We start from the raw sequence: 19,889 nt of genomic DNA on the forward strand, positions 1-19,889 counted from the left end.
GACCGAGCGCACGACCCAGGCACCGACCGAGGGAACGGGACGACCCCATGCGACTGCGCACGCGTACTCTCCGCACCACAGGCGCCACCGCCTGCGCCGTGCTCCTCGCGGCCACCGCGCTCGCGGGCTGCAACCGAGGCAGCGAGGGCGGCGCCGCCGCGAGCGGCAAGGTCGGCATCGACATGCCGCGTACCGACACCGACTTCTGGACCTCCTACCAGAGTTACGTGAAGAAGGGCGTCGCGGACGGGGTGGTGGACGCGCTGCCGCTCGCCAACTCCCAGAACGACGTCGCCAAGCTCGTCGCGAACGTGCAGACCTTCACCGACCAGCAGGCCAAGGCGATCGTCATGGCGCCCCAGGACACCGGGGCCATCTCCTCGACGCTGGAGAGCCTGGAGGAGCAGAAGATCCCCGTCATCAGCGTCGACACCCGCCCCGACGAGGGCAAGGTCTACATGGTGGTGCGCGCCGACAACCGTGCCTACGGGCGCAAGTCCTGCGAGTACCTGGGCGAGAAACTGGGCGGCAAGGGGCGCGTCGCCGAGCTGCAAGGGGACCTCAGCTCCATCAACGGGCGCGACCGCTCCCAGGCGTTCGCCTCCTGCATGAAGGAGAAGTACCCGGACATCAAGGTCCACGAGCTGCCCACCAACTGGGACGGCAAGGAGGCGTCGGCCAAGCTCCAGAGCCTGCTCGCGCAGCACCGCGACCTGGACGGCATCTACATGCAGGCGGGCGGCGCCTTCCTCCAGCCCACGCTGGCGCTGCTGGAGCAGAAGAACCTGCTCAAGAAGGCGGGCAGCGAGGGCCACATCCGCATCATCTCCAACGACGGCATCCCGGAGGAGCTGAAGGCGATCCGCGAGGGCAAGATCGACGCCACGCTCTCGCAGCCCGCCGACCTCTACGCCAAGTACGCGCTGCACTACGCCAGGGCAGCGCTCCAGGGCAAGGAGTTCAAGCCGGGCCCGACGGACCACGGCTCCGAGATCATCAAGATCCCGGGCGGCCTGGAGGACCAGCTTCCGGCGCCGCTGGTCACCAAGGAGAACGTCGACGACGAGGAGCTGTGGGCCAACCAGTTGGAGAAGGCGAAGTGAGCGGCCGGGGAGAGGCCCCTGCCCGCCGTGGTGAGGCGCGGGCGCCCGCCGCCGTGCACGCGGAGGGCATCGTCAAGCGCTACGGCGCCACGCTCGCCCTCGACGGCGTCGGCCTCACCGTCCGTCCGGCCGAGGCGCACGCGCTGGTGGGCCGCAACGGCGCGGGCAAGTCCACCCTCGTCTCCGTGCTCACCGGGATGGTCAGGCAGGACGCGGGCTCGGTCACCTTCGGGGGCGAGGCGGCGCCGCGCCACGGGGACACGGAGGCGTGGCGCTCGCGCGTCGCCTGCGTCTACCAGCGGTCCATGGTGGTGCCCGAGCTGACCGTGGCCGAGAACCTGTTCCTCAACCGCTTCCCCGCCGGGCGTGCCATCCGCTGGCGCGCGTTGCGCGAGCGGGCGCGTGCGGTGCTCGCCGAGTACGGGGTGGACGTGGACCCCGCCGCGCGCACGCGGGACCTGACCGTCGAGCAGCGGCAGTTCGTCGAGATCGCGCGTGCCCTGTCCTTCGGCGCCCGCACCGTCGTCCTCGACGAGCCGACGGCGCAGCTCGACGCGGCCGGCATCGACCGGCTCTTCGCGAAGCTGCGCGAACTGCGTGCCCAGGGCGTCGCGTTCCTCTTCATCTCGCACCACCTCCAGGAGGTGTACGAGCTGTGCGACACGGTGACCGTCTACCGCGACGCGCGGCACGTGCTGACGGCGCCCGTCGCCGGGCTGCCCAGGCGGGCGCTGGTCGCGGCGATGACCGGCGACGACGCGTCGCGCGGCGACAGCGCGGCGGCCCGCGCCCGCGAGCGCGCGCCCTCGGGAGCCGCCGCGCTCTCCGGCGGGATGACCGTGGGCGAGCCGGTGCTGCGCGCCGAGGGGCTCGCGCTGGAGGGCGAGTTCGCGCCGCTGGATCTGTCCGTGCGCGCGGGCGAGGTGCTCGGCCTCGCGGGCGCCACGGCCAGCGGCAACACGGCGGTCGGCGAGACGCTGGTGGGGCTGCGCAAGCAGAGCGCGGGGACGGTTTCCGTGCGCGGCGAGACCGTGCGCCCCGGCAGTGTGCCGCACGCGCTGGACGCCGGGATCGGCTACGTGCCCGAGGACCGGCACCGGCAGGGCCTGGTCCCCGCGCGCAGCGTCGCGGAGAACGCCACGCTCACCGTCGCCGACCAGCTCGGCCCGTGGGGGAGCGTGCTGCCGTCCCGTACGCGGGAGTTCGCGCGCCGCATGATCGGCTCCCTCGACATCAAGACCTCGGGTCCTGACCAGCCCGTCTCCGGGCTCTCCGGGGGCAACCAGCAGAAGGTCGTCATCGCGCGGGCGCTGGCGCGCGAGCCCGGCGTCCTCGTCGCGATCCGGCCGACGGCGGGGGTGGACGTGAAGTCCAAGGACGCGCTGCTCGGCGTCGTACGGGACGTCGCCGACGCGGGCAGCGCCGCCGTGCTCGTCTCGGACGAGCTGGACGACCTGCGCGTCTGCGACCGGGTGCTCGCCCTGTTCCACGGGCGCGTGGTCGCGGAGTACGGGACGCGGTGGGGGGACCAGGAGCTGGTCGCCGCGATGGAGGGGATGAGCGGGTCCGGGGCGGACGGGGTGGCAGGGGCCGACGGGCCGGAGGGGCCGGAGGGGGCGCGTCCGGAGGGGGAGCAGGGGGCGGGCGACCGGTCCGGCGACCCCGGCCCTCCTGGTGACCCGGGCAGCCCCGGCCGTACGGAGGGCGCCGACGCGCGGGAGGGGAACGCCTCATGACCGAGACCACCCGGGCCTCCCGGTCGTCGGCCCGCGAAGTGGCGGACGGCTCCGGGGCGCCGCCGCAGGACTCCGCCGGCCGGGCCAGGCCCGTGCTCGCCCTCGCCAGATGGCGCGACCTCTCCCTCGTCCCCGTCATCCTCGTCCTCGGCCTGATCGGCTTCATCGTCTCGCCCGCGTTCCTGACGGCCGACAACCTCGTCGGCGTCGTCCAGCAGTCGACGGAGCTGGGCCTGCTGGTGCTCGGGCTGGCCCTCGTCCTCATCTGCGGCCGGATGGACCTGTCCCTGGAGTCGACGCTCGGCGTCGCGCCCGTCATCGGGCTGTGGCTGGTGCTGCCGCCCGAGGGCGCGCGGTTCAACGGGCTCGGGCTGCTGCCGCTGTGGACGGCCATCCCGCTGTGCCTGGCCGTCGGCGCGCTGATCGGGACGGTCAACGGCTTCCTGATGCTCAAGCTGCGCGTCAACGGCTTCATCGCCACCCTCGGCATGCTCACCATGCTGCGCGGGCTGCACATCGGCGTCGCCGAGGGCCAGTCGATCGTGAACGTGCCCGACTCCTTCCGCTACCTCGGCAAGGCCGACTGGCTCGGCCTCCCGGCCGCCGTCTGGCTGTGCCTGGCGCTGTACGCGGTCACAGGGGCCGTCCTCGCCTACATGCGGCACGGGCGCGCGCTCTACGCGATCGGCGGCAACGCGGAAGCGGCGCGCGCCGCGGGCATCAGGACGGACCGCATCACCTGGATCGTCCTCGCCGTCGCGGGCACCCTCGCCGCCTTCGCCGGCATCCTCTACACGGGGCACTACGGCTCCGTCTCGGCCAGCCAGGGCGACGGCTGGATCTTCCAGGTCTTCGCCGCCGCCGTCATCGGCGGCATCGGGCTGCGCGGCGGGCGCGGCACGGTCTTCGGCGCGCTGACGGGCGTGCTGACGCTCCAGCTCGTCGTCAACGTCATGACGCTGGGCGGGGTGCCGCCGCTGTGGAACCAGTTCCTCAACGGCACGATCATCATCGTCGCGCTGATCATCTCCCGCTTCGCCAGCGGCGAGCGCCAGGAGTGAGGGCCGCGTGAGGGAGGGCATGCGATGCCGGTGACAGGAACAGGCGACGGACCAGACGGGGGCGCGTACACGCTCGGGCTGGGCTGCGCCCAGCTCGGCAACCTCCACGCGCCCATGAGCGAGGAGACCGCGCACGCCATCGTGCACACCGCGCTGGAACTGGGCTGCCGCCACCTCGACACCGCGCCGCACTACGGCGTGGGCCTGTCGGAGGAACGCCTCGGGCGGGCGCTGGCAGGGGTGCCGCGCGAGACGTACACCCTCTCCACCAAGGTCGGCCGCAGGCTCAGATCCCTCGCGCCCGGCGAGCGCGCCGGGAGCGAAGAGAGCGAGGGCTTCGTGGACACCCCGCCGCGCGCCCGAGTCTGGGACTTCAGCCGCGACGGCGTCCACCGCACCCTGGAAGCCTCGCTGGAGCGCCTGCGCACGGACCACGTGGACACGGTGTACCTGCACGACGTCGAGAACCATCTGCGCGAGGTGTACGAGACCGGCTTCCCCGCGCTCGCCGAGCTGCGCGCGCAGGGCGTGGTGCGGCACATCGGCTTCGGCATGAACTACAGCGACGTACTGGCGCGCCTGACGGCGGAACTGGACGTGGACAGTGTGCTGTGCGCGGGCCGCTGGACGCTGCTGGACCGTACGGCCCACGACGACCTGCTGCCGGTGTGCGCGCGGCGCGGCACCCGCGTCGTCGTCGGCGGGATCTACAACTCCGGGCTGCTCGCCGACCCGCGCCCCGGCGCACGCTACGACTACCGCCCCGCGCCCGACACGCTCGTCCAGCGCGCCCAGCGGCTCCAGGAGGTGTGCGCGCGTCACGGCGTGCCGCTGCGCGCGGCGGCGCTGCGCTTCCCCTCCGGGCACCCGTCGGTCGCCTCGGCGGTCGTCGGCGCGTGTTCGGCGGAGGAGGTGCGGGACAACGTGCGGCTGTCCGCTTACGACATTCCCGGGGCGATGTGGCACGACCTCGTCGCCGAGGGGCTGCTCGACGCCGATCTGCCCCTGCCGACGCCGGGTCCCGCGCCCGGCCCGGACGGTGCGGACGGGAAGGGGCCCGATGCGCGTTGACGCCCACCACCACCTGTGGGATCTCGGCCGCCGCGACCAGCCGTGGATGGACGGCCCGTGGGCCGACCCGATCCGGCGCACCTGGACGGAGGCCGATCTCGCCCCGCACCTGGACGCGCACGGCATCGACGCGACGGTCGTCGTCCAGGCGTGCTCGTCGGCCGCCGAGACCCGCGAGCTGCTGGCGCTCAAGGAGCGCTCGGACCGCGTCGCCGCCGTCGTCGGCTGGGCCGACCTCACCGCGCCCGGGGGCCCCGACCTCCCCGCCGGGCTGGCCGGGATACGCCACCAGGTGCAGGACGAGCCCGATCCCTCGTGGCTGTGCCGCGCCGACGTGCGTCGCGCGCTGGCCCGCGTCGCCGAGGCGGGGCTCGTCTACGAACTGCTGGTCACCCCGCGCGAACTGCCGGCGGCTGTGGCCACCGCGCGAGCCCTGCCCGAGCTGCGCCTCGTGCTCGACCACGCGGCGAAGCCGCCGATAGCGGCGGGGGAGTGGCAGCCGTGGGCACGGCTGACGGAGGAGCTGGCCGCGCTGCCGAACGTCGGCTGCAAGCTGTCAGGGCTGGTGACCGAGGCCGACTGGCACGGCTGGACGCGGGAGGACGTGCTGCCCTGGGCTCGGCACGCGCTGGACGCCTTCGGGCCCGAGCGGGTCATGTTCGGCTCGGACTGGCCGGTGTGCGGACTGGCCGCTTCCTACGGCGAGGTCCACGCGCTCGCCGAGCACGCGACGTCCCACCTGTCGGCGGCCGAACGCGCCGCGGTCTTCGGCACCAACGCGGCCCGTACGTACGGGATCACGGGGTGACGGGCCGAATGCCGGGCGGCATGCCGGACCGCATGCCGGGCTGACCGCCCCCGCCCGCGGCGCCCGTTTTCCGGAGTCCTCGCCTCCTTGCAACCTTGTCCCGTGACGGCGCGTCCTCCCGTCACGACAGCCCCGTACGCCCCACGCCCCTGCCCACCTTTGCTCCGCCCCGCCCTGCCCGAGAGGAACCCGTGAGCACGTCCCACGCCCCGTCCCGCACCCGCGAAGCCGCCGACTGGTGGCGGGAGTCCGTCGTCTACCAGGTCTACGTGCCCAGCTTCAGCGACTCCGACGGCGACGGGATCGGCGACCTGCGCGGGATCTCGGCCCGTCTCGACCACCTCGCCGGGCTCGGCGTGGACGCGCTGTGGCTGACCCCGTTCTACCCCTCGCCCTGGGCGGACGGCGGCTACGACGTCGCCGACCACCGCGACGTAGACCCACGCCACGGCACCCTCGACGACTTCCGCCACCTCCTGACGAGGGCGCACGCGCTCGGCCTCAAGGTCATCGTCGACCTCGTGCCCAACCACTGCTCGGACCAGCACCCCTGGTTCAAGGAGGCGCTGGCGTCGGCGCCGGGTTCCGCCGCGCGCGAGCGCTTCGTCTTCCGCGACGGCAAGGGGCCCGACGGGAGCGAGCCGCCCGCCGACTGGCGGTCCAAGTTCGGCGGCGGCGCGTGGACCCGCGTGCCCGACGGGCAGTGGTACATGCACATCTTCGCGAAGGAACAGCCCGACCTGAACTGGGAGAACCCCGAGGTCGCCGCCGACTTCGAGCGGACCCTGCGGTTCTGGCTCGACCTGGGTGTCGACGGGTTCCGGGTGGACGTCGCGCACGGCCTGCGCAAGGACCTCGCGCCGCCGCTGCGCGACACCCTCGGCAGCGACAGCGCCCCGCTCAACGCCCCGCCCGAGGGCGACGACCACCCCTTCTGGGACCGCGACGAGGTGCACGAGATCCACCGCTCCTGGCGCAAGATCATCGACGAGTACACGCCCACCCGCGTCGCCGTGGCCGAGGCGGGCGTCAGCGCGTCCCGGCTGCCGCTCTACACCAGGCCCGACGAGCTGCACCAGGCGTTCAACTTCTTCCACCTGCGCTGCCCCTGGGACGCGGGCGCCTTCCGTCGCGTCATCGACACCTCGCTGGAGGGCGCGCGTTCGGTCGGCTCACTGCCGACCTGGGTGCTCTCCAACCACGACGTGGTCCGCCACGTCTCCCGCTACGCGCTGCCCGAGGGCACCGATCTGACGGCCTGGCTCGCCACGGACGGCACGACGCCCGCGCCCGACGAGGAGCGGGGCCGCCGCCGCGCGCGCGCCGGGGCGCTGCTGACGCTGGCACTGCCCGGCACCTCCTACCTCTACCAGGGCGAGGAACTGGGCCTGCCCGAGGTCGCAGAGCTGGCGCCCGAGGCGCTGCGCGACCCGATGTGGGAGCGCACGGGGCACGCCCAGAAGGGCCGCGACGGCTGCCGGGTGCCGCTGCCGTGGGCGCGTACGGGGCCCTCGTACGGCTTCGGGCCCGGCGGCAGCTGGCTGCCGCAGCCCGAGGGGTGGGGCGAGCACTCAGCCGAGGCCCAGAACGGCGTGAAGGGCTCCTTCCTGGAGCTGTACCGCGCCGCGATCGCCCTGCGCCGCGCATTCCGGGGCGACGAGGGCTTCACCTGGCTGCCCTCGGCCGACGGCGAACTCGCCTTCCGCAAGGGCGCCGATCACCCGGCCAGGGGCCTCGAATGCCGGGTCAACCTCGCGGGCGCGCCGGTTCCGCTGCCCGGGGAAGCGGAGGTGCTGCTGGCCAGTGAGGCGCTGCCCGATGACGGCCTGCTGCCGCCGGACACGGCGGTGTGGCTGCGCGGCGGCGGGGCGGCGTAGCGGCAGCGGCCGGTGGTGCGTCCCCGGACGCGGCACGCCCCCTGGTGGTGTCGTCAACGTCCCGTCTGGGCCGCGCCGCCTGGCACGCACGCGCGCGACGTTGCCGGTCGTCAGCGCAGCCCTCCCCCAGGCACTGCGGGCTGGGAGGGGCCCCTGCGCTCTCCTCCCTCCGCCTTGCGACCGCACGCACCAGGCTCCCCCCCCCGCTACCGCTGGGAGGTGCCCCCGGCGGCCCCGGCCTGGCGGCCGGACGACGCTACGTTGAAGACATCCCCTAGCGCGCCCGTACGCCGGAAGGCCCCGTTGCGGCGAGAGCAGGGGCAGGGGCAGGGGCGGGGGCGGGGCCGGACCTGGCACCCGTCCGCGCGGTGTGGCGTCCGTACCTCCACGCACATACACCGCGCCCCCGCCCCGTCACGGCCGCGCAAGCGCGTGTCCGGTACGGTCGGCGGCCCCGCTCACGCCGACGGGCTCGCCCGAGCCGCTGTCCGGCCCTCCGGTCCGTCAGCCCTCGTCCTCGGCACCGTACGACTCGGTGAGGTGCGGACCGGCCGCAGCGCGGCGGGCCCGTTCCGCGTGCCGCAGGTGCTCCGCCGACTGCCGTGGCTGTTCCAGCGCGAGCCGCTCGTACTCCTCGGCCAGCGCCGACTGAGCGGTGCTGAGCGCTGACGCCGCCTGGACGAGTTGCTCCTCCAGGCGGCGCACCCTCTTCTCCAGGTCGTCCCGTGGCGTGCGCCCCTGACTGACCTGCGACGAGCGGGACCTGCCTGCCTCTCGCTCGACAGTGCCCTGTTCCCGCTCGTCGTGCGCGTCCGCGCGGCGCAGTGCCGCTTCGCTGCGGTCCAGCCGGGCATTGCTGGCGGCCAGCAGTCCGCGGGCCCGGCCGATCGCCTCGTAGGAGCGTTCCCGGGGGGTGGGCGGCGCCTCCCCCAGCCTGCGGACCTTCTCGTCGGCCCTGCTCTCCCGGGCGGCGAGCTTGCCCTCCCACGTGTCCGCGACGCTCTCGCGTTCGTCGGCCGCGCTTTCCCGGCTGTCCGCGGCCCTCTCGCGTTCGTCGGCCGCGCTTTCCCGCTCGTCCGCGGCGGCCTCCCGCTCGTCGGCCAGGCGTTCCCGCTCGTCGGCGAGACCCTCCCATTCGTCGACGGCGCCCTCCCGCCGACGCACGTGACCGGCGTGGTGACGTGTGGTGTCGGCTGGATCTGTCGTGTCGTCCGGCCTGTCTGTCCCCATGCTGGCAGTATGCCCGTCCGGACGTGTGGCCGTGCGTCGTCGCACGGGTCCAGGGGGCATGGTTCACAACGTCGAGCGCAGCCACTGCTCCACGCTCGCGACGTGCACCGTCGACCAGGAGCGGGCCGCCTCCGCGTCGCGGGCGCGCAGCGCGGCGAGGATCTGGCGGTGTTCGTGCAGGGTGCGGGGGACGGCGTTCTCCTGGGTCAGGCCTCGCCACACCCGGGCCCGCGTCGTGGGGCCCGAGAGGCCGTCCAGCAGGGAGCACAGTACGGAGTTGCCGGAGGCGGCGACGATGCGGCGGTGGAACTCCAGGTCGGCCGCGACCAGGTCCTCCACCGAGGGGTCGGGGCCCAGCGCGTCGAGCTGGGCCTCCAGCGCGTCGAGTTCCGCCTCGGAGATGTGCTCGCCCGCCATGGCCGTGGCGGCAGGCTCCAGGATGCGGCGTACGGCGAGGAACTCCAGGACCGTGTCGTCGCGGTGGAAGTCCACTACAAAGCTCATCGCCTCCAGCAGGAGCTGGGGGTCCAGGCTCGTGACGTACGTGCCGTCGCCCTGCCGTACGTCCAGGATGCGGATGAGGGACAGGGCGCGCACCGCCTCGCGCAGGGAGTTGCGGGACAGGCCCAGCTCGGTGGCCAGCTCGCTCTCCTTGGGCAGCCGGTCGCCGGGGCGCAGCGCGCCCGCGACGATCATTCCCTTGATCTTCTCGATCGCCTCGTCGGTAACCGCCACCGCTGCCTCCCCGTACCCGCGCTCCGAACAGGGCCCCTGCCCCAGCGGACCCGCAGACCTCCGATGTCTGCCCGGTCATTATGGCCCTCGCCGTGGCCCGGAGCGCCCGGCCGGGGGAAACGCCGAGGGGGAGCGGGCACCATGCCCGCTCCCCCTCGGGAGGCGGGTACGCGCAGGGCGTACCCCTCAGACCTCTGAGACCTCTCGGACCGCTCAGGCGTCGCGCTCGGCGAGCAGCTTCTCCACCCGCTCGCGGACGTCGTCCGTGTCCAGCCCGCGCACCGTCAGCGTGGTGCGGCGGCGCAGCACGTCGTCGGCGGTCTCCGCCCACTCGTGGTCGCGCGCGTAGACGACCTGGGCCCAGATCTCAGGGCCGTCCGGGTGGATGCGCTCGCCCAGCGACGGGTCCTCGTTGACCAGCCGCGCGATGTCGAAGGACAGCGAGCCGTAGTGCGTGGCGAGCTGACGTGCCGTCAGCGGGTCCATCCGCACGCCGGGCTCGCGGTCCACCAGCAGCCGGTGCGCGACGGCGTTCGGGTTGGCGATGCCGGGCAGCGGGGTGCGCCGCACCAGGTCCTTCACCGGCTCCATGTCCTCGGCGAGGGCACCGCCGGGCAGCTTCGCGAGCTTGTTCATGACGGTGCGGCCGATGTGCCGGTACGTCGTCCACTTGCCGCCCGCGACCGACAGCATGCCGCCGCGGCCCTCGCTGACGACGGTCTCGCGCTTGGCGGACTCCACGCCGCCGGGGCCGCCGGGCAGCACCCGCAGACCGGCGAACGCGTAGCTCATCAGGTCCCGGCTCAGGTGCTCGTCGCGCACCGAGAAGGCCGCCTCGTCCAGGATCTGCTGGATGTCGGCCTCGGTCGCGCGCACGTCGGCCGGGTCGCCCTCGTACGCCTCGTCGGTGGTGCCCAGCAGGAGCTGGTCCTCCCACGGCAGCGCGAAGGTGATGCGGTACTTGTCGATCGGCGTGGCCATCGCCGCGCGCCACGGCGCCTTGCGCTTGAGCACCAGGTGGGCGCCCTTGGACAGCCGGATGCTGGGCGAGGAGCCCTTGTCCTCCAGCTTGCGCAGGTGGTCGACCCAGGGGCCCGTCGCGTTGAGGACCAGCCGCGCGTCGATGCCGAACTCGCTGCCGTCCGTACGGTCGCGCAGCTCGGCGCCCGTCACGCGCCCGCGCGTGAAGCGCAGCCCGGTGACCTCGGCGTGGTTGAGCACCGCGGCGCCCGACTCGACGGCAGCGCGCACGGTCATGACGGCCATGCGCGAGTCGTTCATCTGGTGGTCGCCGTAGACCGCGACGGCCTTCAGGTTCTCGGTGCGCAGACCCGGGTTGTCGGCGGCGGCCTTCGCGGGGGAGATGACCTTGCCGACGCCGTCGCCGAAGGCGGAGAGCGCGGAGTACGCGAAGACGCCCGCGCCGAGCTTGGCCGCGCCGTGCGGGCCGCCCTTGTAGACGGGCAGGTAGAAGGTCAGCGGGTTCACCAGATGCGGGGCCACGTCCTTGGCCAGCACCCGCCGCTCGTGGTGGTTCTCCGCCACCAGCTTGACCGCACCGGTCTGGAGGTAACGCAGACCGCCGTGCACCAGCTTGGAGGAGGCGGAGGAGGTGGCGCCGGCGAAGTCGCCGGCGTCCACCATCGCCACCCGCAGACCCGACTGCGCCGCATGCCAGGCGACCGAGGTGCCCAGGATGCCGCCGCCGATCACCAGCAGGTCGTACGTCGCGTTCGCGAGCAGCTCTCTGGTCTCGGCACGGCCGGGGTTGGTGCCGGCAGCCGGGTGCGTCCCGAGGGTGGGGACGCTCTGCGAGGTGTTCATGTCGATCAGTTCTCCTCTTCGATCCAGCCCATGGTCCGCTCCACGGCCTTGAGCCAGCTCTTGTACTCGCGGTCGCGTACGGCCGCGTCCATACGGGGGGTCCATTCGGCGGCGCGCTTCCAGTTGGCGCGCAGCTCGTCGGTGTCCGACCAGAAGCCGACGGCGAGCCCGGCGGCGTAGGCGGCGCCGAGGCAGGTGGTCTCGGCGACCATGGGGCGCACGACGGGCGCGTCCATGAAGTCCGAGATGGTCTGCATCAGCAGGTTGTTGGAGGTCATGCCGCCGTCGACCTTCAGCGCGGTCAGCTCCACCCCGGAGTCCTTCTGCATCGCGTCGACGATCTCGCGGGTCTGCCAGGCCGTGGCCTCCAGCACCGCGCGCGCGAGGTGCGCCTTGGTGACGTAGCGCGTCAGACCGGCGATGACGCCGCGCGCGTCGGAGCGCCAGTACGGCGCGAACAGGCCGGAGAAGGCCGGGACGAAGTAGGCGCCGCCGTTGTCCTCGACGGAGCTGGCGAGGGTCTCGATCTCGGCCGCCGAGTTGATCAGGCCCATCTGGTCGCGCATCCACTGCACCAGCGACCCCGTGACCGCGATGGAGCCCTCCAGCGCGTAGACGGGCTTCTGCTCGCCGATGCGGTAGCCGACGGTGGTCAGCAGGCCGTTGTAGGAGTTGACGGCCTCGTGCCCGGTGTTCAGCAGCAGGAAGGTGCCGGTGCCGTACGTCGACTTGGCCTCGCCCTTGTCGAAACACGTCTGGCCGAACAGGGCCGCCTGCTGGTCGCCCAGCGCCGAGGCGACGGGGACGCCCGCGAGGGCCCCTGTGGCCTCGCCGTAGACCTCGGCGGAGGAGCGGATCTCGGGCAGCACGGCCGTCGGCACGCCCATGGACTGGCAGATCGACTCGTCCCACTCCATGGAGTGGAGGTTCATCAGCATGGTGCGGGAGGCGTTGGTGACGTCGGTGACGTGCCGTCCGCCGTTGACGCCGCCGGTGAGGTTCCAGATCACCCAGGAGTCCATGGTCCCGAAGAGGATCTCGCCGTTCTCGGCGCGCTCCCGCAGGCCCTCGACGTTGTCGAGCAGCCAGCGGATCTTCGGGCCCGCGAAGTACGAGGCCAGGGGCAGCCCCGTCTGCCGGCGGAAGCGGTCCTGGCCGACGTTGCGGCCCAGCTCATGGCAGAGCGCGTCGGTGCGGGTGTCCTGCCAGACGATGGCGTTGTGCACCGGCTGGCCCGTGTTCTTGTCCCACAGGAGCGTGGTCTCGCGCTGGTTGGTGATGCCCAGCGCCTTCACGTCGTCCTTGCTGATCCCGGCCTGCGCCAGGGCTCCGGCGACCACCCGCTGGACGTTGGTCCAGATCTCCGCGGCGTCGTGCTCGACCCAGCCGGGCTTCGGGAAGATCTGCTCGTGCTCCTTCTGGTCGACCGAGACGATGCGGCCGTCCTTGTCGAAGACGATGCAGCGGCTGGAGGTCGTGCCTTGGTCGATGGCCGCGATGAAGGGCCCGGTGTGGGTGTCGCTCATGTCGTGCTCCAAGAAGTTCGGTAGGTGTGCGGGCTCGGGCTCGGGCTGCGGTGCCGCGGGCGGCACCGGGGCCGGTCGCGGGGGCGGCTCAGGCGAAGGCGACCTGGTAGACGCCGCCCGCGATGGCCCCGCCGAGGATCGGGCCCACGACCGGGATCCACGCGTAGGTCCAGTCCGAGCCGCCCTTGTTCGGCAGCGGCAGCAGCGCGTGCACGATGCGCGGGCCGAGGTCGCGGACCGGGTTGATCGCGTACCCCGTGGGGCCGCCCAGCGAGAGGCCGATGCCCACGACCACGAGGGCCGTCAGCAGCGCGCCGATCCCGGAGACGCCCACACCCTTGGTGAGGCCCTGGGTGAGGATCGCGATCACCAGTACGAAGGTGGCGATGACCTCGGTGGCCAGGTTCTGCGCGGCGTTGCGGATCTCGGGGGAGGTGAAGAAGACGCCGTGCACAGGGCCCGGGTTCGCGTCCTTCAGCGGCTCGACCTCCGGATCGGTGAGGTGGGCCTGGAAGTGTCCGTAGTACGCGATCCAGACGAGCACGGCACCGATCATCGCGCCGAGCAGCTGGCAGGCGAAGTAGAGCGGAACATCCGCCCACTTGGTGGTCCCCTCGATGGCGAGGCCGACGGTGACCGCCGGATTGAGGTGCGCGCCGGAGACCTGAGCGACGTAGGCGCCGGTCAGCACGGCGAAGCCCCAGCCGAAGGCGATGGCGACCCAGCCCGCCCCGAACGCCTTGGAACGCTTGAGGCTCACCGCGGCGCAGACGCCGCCACCCAGCAGAATGAGGACGGCGGTCCCTATGGTCTCGCCGAAGAAGATGTCGGAGCTGGACACCCGTGACTCCTTTGTCCTTGTCCAGATGTAGGGCGGACCGGGTCCCGTCCGGTGTTCGACAATGTCGACCGCCGAACGGCAGTTTTCTCTTCGGTGAAGAGATCGTCAAGGGGTTGTGACTCAGGACTCCCATGTCCACCCTGCTGCTTCAGCCGTGCTTACGCCTGCTGGGCTGCTCCCCGTGGGGAGCGCCGCCGTGCGGCGGCACCGCGCCAGGAAGCGCCACGCCTGGAAACCCGGCGTCTAGAAACGCCGCGCCCCCAGGTCCCGCGAGACGGCGCGCGCGCAGTCCCGTACCGCCGCGACCAGCCTCGGCCGCAGCTCCCCGTCCTCGCACACCCGCTCCACGGCCCCTGTCACCCCGACCGCGCCCACCGGCATCCTGCGCCGGTCGTGGATCGGCGCCGCGACCGAGGCCAGCCCCTCCCAGGTCTCCTCCACGTCCCCGGCCCAGCCCCGCGCCCGCGTCATGTCCAGGACGCTCTCGAAGCCCTCCAGGTCCGTGACGGTGTGCTCCGTGAAGCCCTGGCGCTCGCCGTCGGCCGCCTCGCTGTGCGCGACGGGATCGTGCGCGGCGATGACCTTGCCGAGCGCGGTGCTGTGCAGCGGCTGCATGGCGCCGACCTCCAGTACCTGACGGCTGTCATCGGGCCGGAAGACGTGGTGCACGATCAGCACGCCCTGCTGGTGGAGCACGCCCAGATAGACGCTCTCGCCGCTGGAGCGCGCCAGGTCGTCGGCCCAGACGAGGGCGCGCGCCCGCAGCTCGTGCACGTCCAGATAGCTGGTCCCCAGGCGCAGTAGCTCCGCGCCGAGCTGGTACTTGCCCGTCGTCGGCTCCTGCTCGACGAAGCCCTCCTGCTGGAGGGTGCGGATGAGGCCGTGCGCCGTGCCCTTGGGCAGCTCCAGGGAGGAGGCGATGTCGGAGAGGCCGAGCCGCCGCTCGCCGCCCGCCAGCAGGCGCAGCACCGCCGCGGCGCGCTCCAGCGACTGGATGGTCCGGGCCATCAGGCACCTCCCTGACCTGCTCTTCGTGATCGGATTCGACAATGCCGAACGGTATCGCGTCATGTCGACGCGACGGAACCCGGGGGCGCGGCGCGGGCGGCGCAGCGTCGGTTTTCGGCCGGGGAACGACGCTTCCCGGGCCGACGGCGGGGCAGGGGTCCCGGCGCGGTTCCTTCCGGGGTCCTCCGCGGCGTCCGCGCCAGGGGGCCACGGGTGTCCGCTTGGCGGAACGTCCCCCTGGGGTCTTGTGCTCGACCGATACCCTGATCTGGTGCGCCGTTCCGCAGGGGCCGCGCATAGCCGACAGCCGTCGCACCCATAGGGAGCACCTTCATGGCCTCGCCGAGCACCACGTCCTCCGCCGCATACCCCCGGGCTGACGCCCTCCGCCAGGCACTGGCGGAGCGAGTGGTCGTCGCCGACGGGGCGATGGGCACCATGATCCAGGCGCAGGACCCCAGCCTCGACGACTTTCAGCAGCTCGAAGGCTGCAACGAGATCCTCAACGTCACCCGCCCTGACATCATCCGCGCCGTCCACGAGGAGTACTTCGCCGCGGGTGTCGACTGCGTGGAGACCAACACCTTCGGCGCCAACCACGCGGCGCTGGGCGAGTACGACATCACGGACCGGGTCTACGAGCTGTCGGAGAAGGGCGTGCGGATCGCCCGCGACGTCGCCGACGAGTTCCAGGCCAAGGACGGCCGCGACCGCTGGGTACTGGGCTCCATGGGCCCCGGCACCAAGCTGCCCACCCTCGGGCACGCCCCGTACACCGTGCTGCGCGACGCCTACCAGAGCAACGCGGAGGGCATGATCGCGGGCGGCGCCGACGCGCTGCTCGTGGAGACCACGCAGGACCTCCTCCAGACGAAGGCGTCCATCATCGGGGCCCGCCGCGCCATGGACGCGCTCGGCGCGAACCTCCCGCTCATCTGTTCGGTGACGGTCGAGACCACCGGCACCATGCTCCTCGGCTCCGAGATCGGCGCCGCGCTCACCGCGCTGGAGCCGCTGGGCATCGACATGATCGGGCTGAACTGCGCCACGGGCCCCGCCGAGATGAGCGAGCACCTGCGCTATCTCGCGCAGCACTCCCGGGTGCCGATCTCCTGCATGCCCAACGCGGGCCTGCCCGTCCTGGGCAAGGACGGAGCGCACTACCCGCTCACCCCCGGCGAGCTGGCCGACGCGCACGAGACCTTCGTCCGCGACTACGGCCTCTCCCTCGTCGGCGGCTGCTGCGGCACCACGCCCGAGCACCTGCGCCAGCTGGTGGAGCGGGTGCGCGGCACCGAGCCGACCCCGCGCGACCCGCGGCCCGAGCCCGGCGCCGCCTCGCTCTACCAGACGATCCCGTTCCGCCAGGACACCTCGTATCTGGCCATCGGCGAGCGGACGAACGCGAACGGCTCCAAGAAGTTCCGCGAGGCCATGCTCGAAGGCCGCTGGGACGACTGCGTCGAGATGGCCCGCGACCAGATCCGCGAGGGCGCCCACATGCTCGACCTGTGCGTCGACTACGTGGGCCGCGACGGCGTCGAGGACATGAACGAGCTGGCCGGACGCTTCGCCACCGCCTCCACGCTCCCCATCGTGCTGGACTCCACCGAGGTCCCCGTCATCCAGGCGGGCCTGGAGAAGCTCGGCGGGCGCGCGGTCATCAACTCCGTCAACTACGAGGACGGCGACGGCCCCGAGTCCCGCTTCGCGAAGGTCACCGCGCTGGCCGCCGAGCACGGCGCCGCGCTCATCGCGCTGACCATCGACGAGGAGGGCCAGGCACGCACCGCCGAGCACAAGGTCGCCATCGCCGAACGCATCATCGACGACCTGACGGGCAACTACGGCATCCGTGAATCCGACATCCTCATCGACTGCCTCACCTTCACCATCTGCACAGGGCAGGAGGAGTCGCGGGGCGACGGCGTCGCCACCATCGAGGCGATCCGCGAGCTGAAGCGCCGCCACCCGGACGTCCAGACCACCCTCGGTCTGTCCAACATCTCCTTCGGCCTCAACCCCGCGGCCCGCATCGTCCTGAACTCCGTCTTCCTCGACGAGTGCGTCAAGGCCGGGCTCGACTCGGCCATCGTCCACGCCTCCAAGATCTTCCCCATCGCGCGGCTGGAGGAGGAGCAGGTCAAGACGGCGCTCGACCTCATCTACGACCGGCGCTCCGAGGGCTACGACCCGCTCCAGAAGCTCATGGAGCTGTTCGAGGGCGCCACCGCCAAGTCCATGAAGGCGGGCAAGGCCGAGGAGCTGGCGGCCCTGCCGCTGGACGAGCGGCTCCAGCGCCGCATCATCGACGGCGAGCGCAACGGCCTGGAGGCCGACCTCGACGCCGCGCTGGAGGAGCGCCCCGCGCTGGAGATCGTCAACGACACCCTGCTCGCGGGCATGAAGGTCGTCGGCGAACTGTTCGGCTCCGGACAGATGCAGCTTCCCTTCGTGCTCCAGTCCGCCGAGGTCATGAAGACCGCGGTGGCCCACCTGGAGCCGCACATGGAGAAGACCGACGACGACGGCAAGGGCACGATCGTGCTGGCCACCGTCCGCGGCGACGTGCACGACATCGGCAAGAACCTCGTCGACATCATCCTGTCCAACAACGGCTACAACGTCGTCAACCTCGGCATCAAGCAGCCGGTCTCCGCGATCCTGGACGCGGCCGAGGAGAACAAGGCCGACGTCATCGGCATGTCGGGCCTGCTGGTCAAGTCCACGGTGATCATGAAGGAGAACCTGGAGGAGCTGAACCAGCGCAAGATGGCCGCCGACTTCCCCGTCATCCTCGGCGGCGCCGCGCTCACCCGCGCCTACGTGGAGCAGGACCTGCACGAGGTCTACGAGGGCGAGGTCCGCTACGCCCGCGACGCCTTCGAAGGCCTGCGCCTCATGGACGCGCTGATGGGCATCAAGCGCGGCGTGCCCGGCGCCGAGCTGCCCCCGCTCAAGCAGCGCCGGGTGCCCAAGCGCGACGTCCAGATCGCCGAGCCCGAGGTCAACGACGGCTCCGTGCGCTCCGACGTCGCCACCGACAACCCCGTACCCGAGCCGCCCTTCTGGGGCAGCCGCGTCATCAAGGGCATCGGGCTCAAGGAGTACGCCTCCTGGATCGACGAGGGCGCGCTGTTCAAGGGCCAGTGGGGCCTCAAGGAGTCGCGGACGGGGGAGGGCCCCTCGTACGAGGAGCTGGTGGAGACCGAGGGACGGCCCAGGCTGCGCGGCTGGCTGGACGAGCTCCAGTCCAAGAACCTCCTGGAGGCGGCCGTCATCTACGGCTACTACCCCTGCGTCTCCAAGGGCGACGACCTGATCCTGCTGAACGAGGACGGCAGCGAGCGCACCCGCTTCACGTTCCCGCGCCAGCGGCGCGGACGGCGGCTGTGCATGGCCGACTTCTTCCGGCCCGAGGACTCGGGCGAGAAGGACGTGGTCGGGCTCCAGGTCGTCACCATCGGCTCGAAGGTGGACACGGCGGCGGCCGAGCTGTTCGCCAACAACAACTACCGCGACTACATGGAGCTGCACGGCGTCTCCGTGCAGCTCGCCGAGGCGCTGGCCGAGTACTGGCACGCGCGGGTCCGCTCCGAGCTGGGCTTCGCCGGGGAGGACCCGGACGAGATGAGCGGCATGTTCGACCTGAAGTACCGGGGCGCCCGCTTCTCCCTCGGCTACGGCGCCTGCCCGAACCTGGAGGACCGGGCGAAGATCGCCGACCTCCTCCAGCCGGAGCGGATCGGCGTCGAGCTGTCCGAGGAGTTCCAGCTCCACCCCGAGCAGTCCACGGACGCGATCGTGATCCACCACCCGGAGGCGAAGTACTTCAACGCACGGTGACCTGCGCTCGTACGGTGACCTGCGCTCGTACGGCGACCGGCGCACGCACCGTGATCACCGCTCGCACGGTGTTCAACGTGCGGTGACCGCGGTCGCCCGCCACGCGACGGCCCGCCGACGTACACTGCTTGGTCCGGTACAGGCCGGTCACCCGGTTCCTTGGGAAGCGGGTGACCGGCCTTCTCGTCCCTTGAGGAGGCGTAGCGGATGACCAGCTCCATCCCCGCAGTCGGCACCCTGACGGCCGAAGGCGCTTCGCTGGAGGCCGTCCTGCTCGACATGGACGGCACTCTCGTCGACACCGAGGGCTTCTGGTGGGACTCCGAGGCCGCGGTCTTCGAGCGGCTGGGCCACAGGCTGCGCGACGAGTGGCGGCACGTGGTGGTCGGCGGGCCGATGACCCGCAGCGCGGGCTTCCTCATCGACGCCACAGGGGCCGACATCACCGTCGAGGAGGTCAGCGCGCTGCTCAACGCGGAGTTCGTCGCCCGGCTGGAGCGGGGCGTGCCCCTGATGCCGGGCGCCCGCAGGCTGCTCACCGAGCTGGCGGCGCACAGGGTGCCCGCCGCGCTGGTCTCCGCCTCGCACCGCACCGTCGTGGACCGGATGCTGGAGTCGCTGGGGCACGAGCACTTCGCCCTCACCCTCGCGGGGGACGATCTGGCGCGCACGAAGCCGCACCCCGACCCGTATCTGACGGCCGCGGCCCGCCTGGGCGCGGACCCGGCGCGCTGCGCCGTGGTCGAGGACACCGTGACGGGGGTGACGTCGGCGGAGGCGGCGGGCTGCCGGGTGGTGGCCGTACCGTCCGTCGCGCCCATCGAGCCGGTCGCGGGGCGCACGGTCGTGGAATCCCTCGAAGAAGTGGATCTGCCCTTTCTGCGCTCTCTGATCATGGTCGCGCACTGAGCGTGCGCAAAGCCGTGCCGCGCGTGGACAAAAAAGGCCGCTGAGTCTTCTCGCGCGGCCTTCGGTACGGAATCCCGAACGGCCGCGCGGAATAGTGCCGGAAACTGTCAGCACCGGTTCGCTTATTCTCCGTGACCCACCGAATGGCCGAATTCGCACGCCGGACGGTCAGCGGACATCCGTCGCGGGAAAGTGATGTTTGTCACGCGTTCGCATGTCGACAGGAATGCGCTTCCGTGGTGGAACACCGCTTCGTCTCGCGATCCCCGCACCCTTGTGTCCCTATTGGTTCTGCGAAGCGCCATACGTTCCGG

The 19,889-nt window shown here is 72.1% G+C and carries 14 protein-coding genes; 8 read left to right on the forward strand and 6 right to left on the reverse strand.

Annotated features, from left to right (window positions below; genetic code table 11):
* Nucleotides 1-47 precede the first annotated feature (47 nt).
* The 6 genes from ACYVOO_RS13875 (at nucleotide 48) to ACYVOO_RS13900 (ending at nucleotide 7,656) form a co-directional block, all read left to right on the forward strand.
* Complete coding sequence (locus tag ACYVOO_RS13875) at nucleotides 48-1,103, forward strand: sugar ABC transporter substrate-binding protein (protein ID WP_461015977.1); 1,056 nt, start codon at nucleotides 48-50, stop codon at nucleotides 1,101-1,103.
* A complete protein-coding gene (locus tag ACYVOO_RS13880; RefSeq protein WP_461015978.1) occupies nucleotides 1,100-2,839 on the forward strand; it encodes a sugar ABC transporter ATP-binding protein in 1,740 nt (579 codons plus the stop codon). The genes ACYVOO_RS13875 and ACYVOO_RS13880 overlap by 4 nt, the downstream gene beginning before the upstream one ends.
* Nucleotides 2,836-3,900 carry an ABC transporter permease gene (locus tag ACYVOO_RS13885; protein ID WP_461015979.1) on the forward strand — a complete coding sequence of 355 codons (1,065 nt, stop codon included), beginning with the start codon at nucleotides 2,836-2,838 and terminating at the stop codon, nucleotides 3,898-3,900. Before ACYVOO_RS13880 ends, ACYVOO_RS13885 begins: the two co-directional genes overlap by 4 nt.
* A 24-nt stretch (nucleotides 3,901-3,924) precedes the next feature.
* Nucleotides 3,925-4,971 (forward strand): aldo/keto reductase, encoded by a 1,047-nt coding sequence (locus ACYVOO_RS13890; protein WP_461015980.1) that lies wholly within the window; start codon nucleotides 3,925-3,927, stop codon nucleotides 4,969-4,971.
* Nucleotides 4,961-5,779, forward strand: coding sequence for an amidohydrolase family protein (locus ACYVOO_RS13895; RefSeq protein ID WP_461015981.1), 819 nt, complete (start codon nucleotides 4,961-4,963; stop codon nucleotides 5,777-5,779). The genes ACYVOO_RS13890 and ACYVOO_RS13895 overlap by 11 nt, the downstream gene beginning before the upstream one ends.
* 191 nt (nucleotides 5,780-5,970) lie before the next feature.
* Entirely contained in the window at nucleotides 5,971-7,656 is a 1,686-nt protein-coding gene (locus ACYVOO_RS13900) for a glycoside hydrolase family 13 protein (RefSeq protein ID WP_461015982.1), read from the forward strand.
* Nucleotides 7,657-8,160: 504 nt separating this feature from the next.
* On the opposite strand, the gene ACYVOO_RS13905 is transcribed toward ACYVOO_RS13900, so the two are convergent.
* The 6 genes from ACYVOO_RS13905 to ACYVOO_RS13930 all read right to left on the reverse strand — a co-directional run bounded on the left by ACYVOO_RS13905 (nucleotide 8,161) and on the right by ACYVOO_RS13930 (nucleotide 14,820).
* Nucleotides 8,161-8,886, reverse strand: coding sequence for a hypothetical protein (locus tag ACYVOO_RS13905; RefSeq protein WP_461015983.1), 726 nt, complete (start codon nucleotides 8,884-8,886; stop codon nucleotides 8,161-8,163).
* A 63-nt stretch (nucleotides 8,887-8,949) separates the two neighbouring features.
* Nucleotides 8,950-9,621 (reverse strand): FadR/GntR family transcriptional regulator, encoded by a 672-nt coding sequence (locus ACYVOO_RS13910; RefSeq protein ID WP_461015984.1) that lies wholly within the window; start codon nucleotides 9,619-9,621, stop codon nucleotides 8,950-8,952.
* 213 nt (nucleotides 9,622-9,834) lie between these two features.
* A complete protein-coding gene (locus ACYVOO_RS13915) occupies nucleotides 9,835-11,445 on the reverse strand; it encodes a glycerol-3-phosphate dehydrogenase/oxidase (protein WP_461015985.1) in 1,611 nt (536 codons plus the stop codon).
* 5 nt (nucleotides 11,446-11,450) lie between these two features.
* The gene (gene glpK, locus ACYVOO_RS13920) at nucleotides 11,451-12,971 is read right to left on the reverse strand and encodes a glycerol kinase GlpK (RefSeq protein ID WP_453344987.1); all 1,521 of its coding nucleotides are present in this window, start codon (nucleotides 12,969-12,971) and stop codon (nucleotides 11,451-11,453) included.
* Between the two features lie 88 nt (nucleotides 12,972-13,059).
* Entirely contained in the window at nucleotides 13,060-13,812 is a 753-nt protein-coding gene (locus ACYVOO_RS13925; protein WP_461015986.1) for an MIP/aquaporin family protein, read from the reverse strand.
* Nucleotides 13,813-14,055: 243 nt separating this feature from the next.
* Nucleotides 14,056-14,820 (reverse strand): IclR family transcriptional regulator, encoded by a 765-nt coding sequence (locus tag ACYVOO_RS13930; RefSeq protein ID WP_453344989.1) that lies wholly within the window; start codon nucleotides 14,818-14,820, stop codon nucleotides 14,056-14,058.
* Nucleotides 14,821-15,153: 333 nt separating this feature from the next.
* On the opposite strand from ACYVOO_RS13930, the gene metH reads away from it, so the two are divergent.
* Together metH and ACYVOO_RS13940 are read left to right on the forward strand one after the other, a co-directional pair.
* Nucleotides 15,154-18,666 (forward strand): methionine synthase, encoded by a 3,513-nt coding sequence (gene metH / locus ACYVOO_RS13935; RefSeq protein WP_461015987.1) that lies wholly within the window; start codon nucleotides 15,154-15,156, stop codon nucleotides 18,664-18,666.
* A gap of 207 nt (nucleotides 18,667-18,873) precedes the next feature.
* A complete protein-coding gene (locus tag ACYVOO_RS13940; protein WP_461015988.1) occupies nucleotides 18,874-19,575 on the forward strand; it encodes an HAD family hydrolase in 702 nt (233 codons plus the stop codon).
* Nucleotides 19,576-19,889 lie beyond the last annotated feature (314 nt).

The sequence above is a fragment of the Streptomyces daliensis genome, from assembly GCF_054782395.1.